The sequence below is a fragment of the Daejeonella sp. genome, from assembly GCF_046590655.1.
Lineage (GTDB): Bacteria > Bacteroidota > Bacteroidia > Sphingobacteriales > Sphingobacteriaceae > Daejeonella.
On record NZ_JBKJUM010000138.1, the window covers coordinates 1 to 6,445 of the forward strand.

The following is a 6,445-nucleotide window of genomic DNA, read 5'->3' on the forward strand; positions in this document are numbered from 1 at the left end:
TAAAGTATACACCCGTGATGTTATTCTAAAAAACATTTGGGAAGAGTCGGTTGTAGTTACTAACCGCACCATCGATGTTCATATTAGAAAACTGCGCGAGAAACTGGGTGACCGATATGTGAGCACAGTTAAAGGAGTGGGGTATAAGTTTGAAGTGAAGTAGGAGGTCTGGGGTCTGAGGTCTGGGGTCTGAGGTCTGAGGTCTGAAGTCTGGGGTCTGAGGTCGGAGGTCGGAGGAATGTGACCAACCAATGTACGAAACAGCTCAGTTACTGAGTGAACATCTGATAGCAGACATTTGTACCTGACTGCTCATGAGAATTACATAACTTTACGGTCTGTTCATAAATACTGTGCCCGTGAAGTTCCCCAAGTTTCAAGACCTCATTCTTTTCGAAAATAGTAACCTTATTGTTGTCAATAAGCCCGCATTTTTAAGCTCTCTGGATGACAGGGAGGGTGGAGAGATCAACCTGCTCCGATTGGCAAAACAATATTCGGATGATGCGCAGATTTGCCACCGGCTCGACCGGGAAACATCAGGTGCCCTGATCGTTGCGAAAAACCCGGAAACATACCGTTTTGTGTCAATGCAGTTTGAGCATCGTAAGGTGAATAAGGTTTATCACGCTGTAATAAATGGTACGCAGGTGTTTGAAAATCTGCACGTAGATCTTCCAATTCTTAACCTTGGCGGGAAAAACGTAGCTATCAATCGTCAGGAAGGTAAGCCTGCCGAAACAATTTTCAATTCACTTAAATATTATAAGCATTTTACTCTTGTAGAATGCAGACCCGTAACAGGCAGAATGCACCAGATTAGAATTCACCTTGCTTCACAGCGGGCTAATATTGCAGGAGATGAGATGTATGGCGGTCAGCCGGTTTTTTTATCGCAAATAAAGCGTGCATACAGAATCGGGAAGGATCAGGAAGAACTGCCGATTATGAAACGTTTCGCACTACATGCCAAACAGATCACATTTAAGATCGATGAGCATACAGAAATGTCTTTTGATGCGCCTTACCCTAAAGACTTTGCTACTCTTATAAAACTATTGGATAAATTCGACGGTTAGTTTTTTGCCGCTACGGCTTCATAGAATGAAGTTACGGCTTCCCATTCCGGATCGGGTTCAAATGTGTAAGATTCAAACCTCTTGTTTTGGGCTTTTAACTTGTTCAGTACAGCTATCGTTTTCTCCTGGTCTTTTGAATTAATATAAAAAATGACATCCCGGTAACCGGTCATGGTGGTAGTCCCAACATGGCAGAAAGCAAACTGTGCACTTAATTCACGTATGATTTTTGTCTGAAGTTCATGAAAAGCAGCAGCTTCTTTTTCTGTCGGATGCCCCATCTTATCTTTCTCAAGTGTATTCACCAGCAGAAATAAACTAAGAGGAAACAAGGCTTTGTTTTTAAAATCTTTGTATTGCTTGTTTATTACGGCGACACATGGTTTTCCATCCATTTCAAACTGGAGAGAAGCGAATACGTCTTCGGGCTTTAAAGCAGTTGGGGTTGGCTTGTCAGTATTTTCCTTTTTGTTGCTTTGGGAGCAGGATACGAAGGGTAAGAGGCATAACAACAAGAGGGAGATGTTCTTCATTTTCTAATTCTTAAATTAAACGCAGAGTGCGCAGAGTTTTTCCGCGGAGAGCGCAGAGGCTGGAATTTTATGTTTTTGATGCATAATCAACGCCAATCTCTATAAATTTATTAACAGTTTATAGCTGTTGGCTAATTCTCTGCGCTCTCCGCGTTGTACTCTGCGCACTCTGCGTTTAAATCTGCGCCCAGCAAACGTTAGTAACCCAATATCTTTAACACCTGCTTACTATTCTGCTCTTCCCCAAAAACCTCAAAGTTGAACGTCTCATCCCGGTTACGCCGGATAATTACATGTTTAGGTGAGGGAAGCAGGCAATGGTGTATGCCCCCATATCCGCTCAATACCTCCTGGTACGCACCTGTGTGGAAAAATCCAAGATACTGAACCTTGCGGGTTTTAGGCATGAATACGTTGTTCATATGCGCTTCCTGACTGTAGTAGTCTTGTCCGTCGCAGGTGATGCCCCCGAGATTTACACGCTCGTATTCAGAGTCCCAGTTATTCACAGGTGCAAGGATATATTTTTGATTAAGTGCCCAAACATCCGGAAGGTTGGTAATAAATGAACCATCCAGCATTAACCATTTCTCCCTGTCATTTTGCTGTTTCCGGCCCAAAACTTTATATAAAATTCCTGAAGCCTCTGCGACAGTATATTTTCCAAATTCGGTAATAATATCCGGTTCAATCACATCATGTTCAGCACAGATTTCTTTGATACGTTTTACTATCTCGTTCACCATATATTCGTAATCGAAATCGAAAACTAAGGAGTCTTTAAAAGGCATTCCACCGCCAATATCAAGAGTGTCCAGATCAGGATTTACCTTTTTGAATTTACAGTACAGTGTTACATATTTCTCCAGCTCATTCCAGTAATACGGTGTATCTGAAATACCCGAGTTAATAAAGAAATGAAGTAATTTGACTTTGAAGTTTGGATTTTGAGCAATCTTATGATTATAAAAATCAATTATGTCTTCCATTCGGATACCCAGACGAGACGTATAGAATTGAGAATCTGGCTGCTCTTCAGCTGCGATCCGCATACCCAGGTTGCAGGGAATATCAAGTTCATCATCATAAATATTGAACTCTTCTTTATTATCCAATACCGGAATAATGTTTTTAAACCCATCGTGCAGCATATCAATCAAATACTGCTTATACTGGAAGGTTTTAAAGCCATTACATATAACGGTAATATCTTTATTTAATGCACCCTTTTTCTCAAGCGCATCGATCATAGGCATATCAAAAGCTGAGGATGTTTCAAGATGAATGTCATTTCGCAAAGCCTCTTCAACTATATGACGGAAGTGAGAGCTCTTGGTACAATAACAATACTTATAGCTGCCCCGATAATTGTTTTTCACGATGGCACCTTGAAACAGAAGTTTTGCCTGCTGAATCTTTTTGCTGATTATTGGTAAATAGGTAAAACGTAAAGGAGAACCATAAGTTTCTATCATCTCCATCAGATTAAGGTCATGGAAATACAACTCATCCTCAATGATGTCAAAACCATCCTGAGGGAACCCAACGCTTAAATCAAGAAACTCCGCGTAACTCTGCATTTTTTTATAATTTTGGCAAAGATATAAAAAGCTTATAGCATAGAACATATTGCAGCATGTAAAAAATTACATCAGCCTATATCATTGCAAAACGGATAATGCGGGAATTAAGAATCATAGAGGTTAAGTCGGAAATAGGTGCCGGTACAAGAGGATCAAGCCTGGGTAGTGATGCAATTAAAATAGCGGCCCTGGATTTTGGAAGCCGTTTTTTTAAACAGCATAAAATTACCGAAATACCTAATGAAAACCATTTGCTTTTGGAATCTTCCGGAAATGCACATGCTAAACGTATTTCAGGAGTTTTAACAATGGCTGAGCGTATTGCTGACGAGGTCTGTAAAACCCTTAAGAGCAAAGAATTTCCAATAATTCTATCAGGAGATCATAGCTGTTCGGCGGGTACAGTATCAGGAATTAGAAAGGCTTTTCCTAAATTAAAAGTGGGAGTCATCTGGGTTGACGCTCATGCGGATATACATTCTCCCTATACCACCCCATCAGGGAACATGCATGGAATGCCGATTGCAGTACTATTGGATGAAGATAATTTAGATTGCCGTGTAAACACTCCTGACCAGGAGACGCTGAATTACTGGTATCAGCTAAAAAATATTGGGAATATTGCCCCGAAGATCAGCTATCGGGATGTGGTCTACATCGCACTTAGGGATTTTGAGAAGGAAGAAAAATACCTTCTTGAAGAAAATAAGGTTAAGATTTTTCCGATCTCAGCGATCCGAAAAGATGGTGTTGAGAAGATTGCCGAGGCAACACTCAATTACCTGGACCATTGCGATCTGATTTATGTTTCCTTTGATGTTGACTCGCTGGATCCATCTCATCTGAAAGGCACCGGAACACCCGTGCCGGGGGGAATGACTAAAAAAGAAGCAGAGGATTTAGTGGTCACATTGGTAAGTGATAAAAAAGTTTGCTGTTTTGAGATTGCAGAGGTTAACCCCACTTTGGATAAAGATAACCTGATGTCTGAAAATGCTTTTGAAATTTTACGGCATGCGAGTGATACTATAATGAATGTTTAGAATAGGATAAAGCATTGCTCAAATGATATGTTAATAGAAGATCAGATAATTCAGAATATAATTACAGGTGTACTCAGTATTTACGGTGCAAAGGCAGAGGCTGATAAAATTGTAATTCAGGAGACACGAAAAGAGTTTGAGGGGCAGATCACTGTTGTTATTTTTCCGTTTACCCGCTTCTCCAAAAAAACCCCTGAGCAGACTGGTGCAGACCTCGGAGAATACCTGAAAGAACAACTCAAAGATGTTACCAGTTATAACGTCATCAAGGGATTTTTAAACCTGACGGTTTCTGATAATTACTGGACGAATCGACTGCTAAAGGATATACTTGCAGTAAATTTCGGGCAGTTCGAGGCTAATGGTGAAAAAGTAATGGTTGAGTATTCTTCGCCAAACACTAATAAGCCATTACATCTGGGTCATGTCAGAAATAATTTACTTGGCTATTCTGTTGCTCAAATTTTATCAGCAAATGGATATGAAGTAATTAAGGCGAATCTTGTTAACGACCGGGGCATACATATCTGTAAGTCCATGCTAGCATGGCAGCAATTTGGTAATAATGAAACACCAGTAAGCAGCGGCTTAAAAGGCGATCATCTGGTTGGCAAATACTATGTAATTTTCGATAAGGAGTATAAAAAGCAAGTCGCCGAACTTATAGCGTCCGGGCAATCAGAAGCGGAAGCCAAAAAGAATGCACCAATAATTATAGAAGCTCAGGAAATGCTTCTAAAATGGGAAGCTGGCGATCCGACCGTCAAATATTTGTGGACGGTAATGAATGGATGGGTGTATGCGGGATTTGCTGAAACCTATAAGAAGATTGGTGTCGACTTTAAGAAATATTATTATGAGTCCGATACGTATCTTTTAGGAAAGGATATAATTGAAGAAGGCCTTCAAAAGGGAGTGTTTTTTAAGAAGGAAGACGGTTCTGTATGGATTGATCTTACTGATGATGGACTTGATGAAAAACTGGTTCTCCGAGCTGATGGAACCTCTGTGTACATTACCCAGGACCTGGGGACCGCTCAGCTTAAGTACGACGATTTCAAGATGAATAAGTCTATTTACGTGGTGGGAAATGAACAGGATTATCATTTTAAGGTGCTATTTCTTATACTCGAAAAATTAGGTAAAACCTGGGCCAAGGGCCTTTATCATCTTTCTTATGGGATGGTTGATCTTCCAACCGGAAAAATGAAATCGCGGGAAGGAACTGTTGTTGATGCAGATGATCTGATGGATGAGATGATCAGCACTGCAAAAGAACGCACGGAAGAATTAGGCAAGGTGACGGACTTTTTGGAAAGCGAGAAAAATAAGCTTTATGAAATGATTGGTTTGGGAGCACTGAAATTTTTTCTCTTAAAAGTTGAGCCGAAGAAACGCCTGTTATTCGACCCTAACGAGTCGATAGATTTCCAGGGCCATACAGGGCCATTTATTCAGTATACGCACGCCAGGATTCGTTCCGTGCTTGCGAAAGCCGCATATCAGGAAAAGCTTACCGAGACCTATTCCCTTCCACTTACCCTTCTTGAGAAAGATTTGATTGTTACACTTTCAAAATATCCGGATGTTATCGCGTCTGCAGCAAAGGAATACAGCCCTGCCCAGGTTGCAAATTATGTGTTTGAACTTGCCAAATTGTTCAACAAGTTTTACCATGAAGAAAGCATTCTAAAGGCAGAAGATCCTGCTGTAAGAAATTTCAGACTTGACCTTGCCTCCGCAACAGTCGCTATCATTAATAAAAGTATGAGGCTGCTTGGGATTGATGTGCCCGATCGGATGTAATCTAAAAGTTGACAGTTGACAGTTGAGAGTGGAGAATGGAGAGTTGAAGTTGTAAGTTATAAGTTATAAGTTATAAGTCTTGACGCCTAGAAAGGCACCTGATCAACCCATTCCAACAACCAACCTGCCTACCGGCAGCTACTGTTTGGACACAAATAATTAGCCGAAGCGTCTGTCAGCTCAATTGCCTCGAGTTTTAAAGCGATGTTATTATCTTTGAATCGGCTTTGGAATGCGGATCATAGGATGATCGTTATGATATTACCATGTCAGCTTATCCGCCTAGTCTCCCCCGCTGGCGGGCTACCGTGTACCCACATCTTTTTGGAGTGTCCAACCGTCGAAGACATCATAAAATTTATTTATCCCTTTGAACATGGTGGTCATGCCCGGTTTTCGTT

Annotated in this window: 6 protein-coding genes; 4 read left to right on the forward strand and 2 right to left on the reverse strand. The window is 40.9% G+C overall.

What is annotated here, in order from left to right:
• Both ACLL8Z_RS13020 and ACLL8Z_RS13025 read left to right on the forward strand, forming a co-directional pair.
• Positions 1-163: helix-turn-helix domain-containing protein (locus ACLL8Z_RS13020; protein ID WP_411275224.1), on the forward strand; the 163-nt coding region annotated here is incomplete at its 5' end.
• Positions 164-359: 196 nt separating this feature from the next.
• Positions 360-1,079, forward strand: coding sequence for an RluA family pseudouridine synthase (locus ACLL8Z_RS13025; protein WP_411275219.1), 720 nt, complete (start codon positions 360-362; stop codon positions 1,077-1,079).
• Here ACLL8Z_RS13025 and ACLL8Z_RS13030 read toward each other — a convergent pair.
• Both ACLL8Z_RS13030 and ACLL8Z_RS13035 read right to left on the reverse strand, forming a co-directional pair.
• Positions 1,076-1,612: a DUF695 domain-containing protein gene (locus ACLL8Z_RS13030; RefSeq protein ID WP_411275220.1), complete on the reverse strand. Its 537-nt coding sequence runs from the start codon at positions 1,610-1,612 to the stop codon at positions 1,076-1,078. The genes ACLL8Z_RS13025 and ACLL8Z_RS13030 overlap by 4 nt on opposite strands.
• A gap of 197 nt (positions 1,613-1,809) precedes the next feature.
• Entirely contained in the window at positions 1,810-3,192 is a 1,383-nt protein-coding gene (locus ACLL8Z_RS13035) for an arginine decarboxylase (protein WP_411275221.1), read from the reverse strand.
• A gap of 98 nt (positions 3,193-3,290) precedes the next feature.
• On the opposite strand from ACLL8Z_RS13035, the gene rocF reads away from it, so the two are divergent.
• Both rocF and argS read left to right on the forward strand, forming a co-directional pair.
• Positions 3,291-4,238, forward strand: a complete 948-nt coding sequence (rocF, locus tag ACLL8Z_RS13040; protein ID WP_411275222.1) for an arginase — start codon at positions 3,291-3,293, stop codon at positions 4,236-4,238.
• A gap of 27 nt (positions 4,239-4,265) precedes the next feature.
• Positions 4,266-6,044, forward strand: coding sequence for an arginine--tRNA ligase (gene argS / locus ACLL8Z_RS13045; RefSeq protein ID WP_411275223.1), 1,779 nt, complete (start codon positions 4,266-4,268; stop codon positions 6,042-6,044).
• The last annotated feature ends 401 nt before the right edge of the window (positions 6,045-6,445 follow it).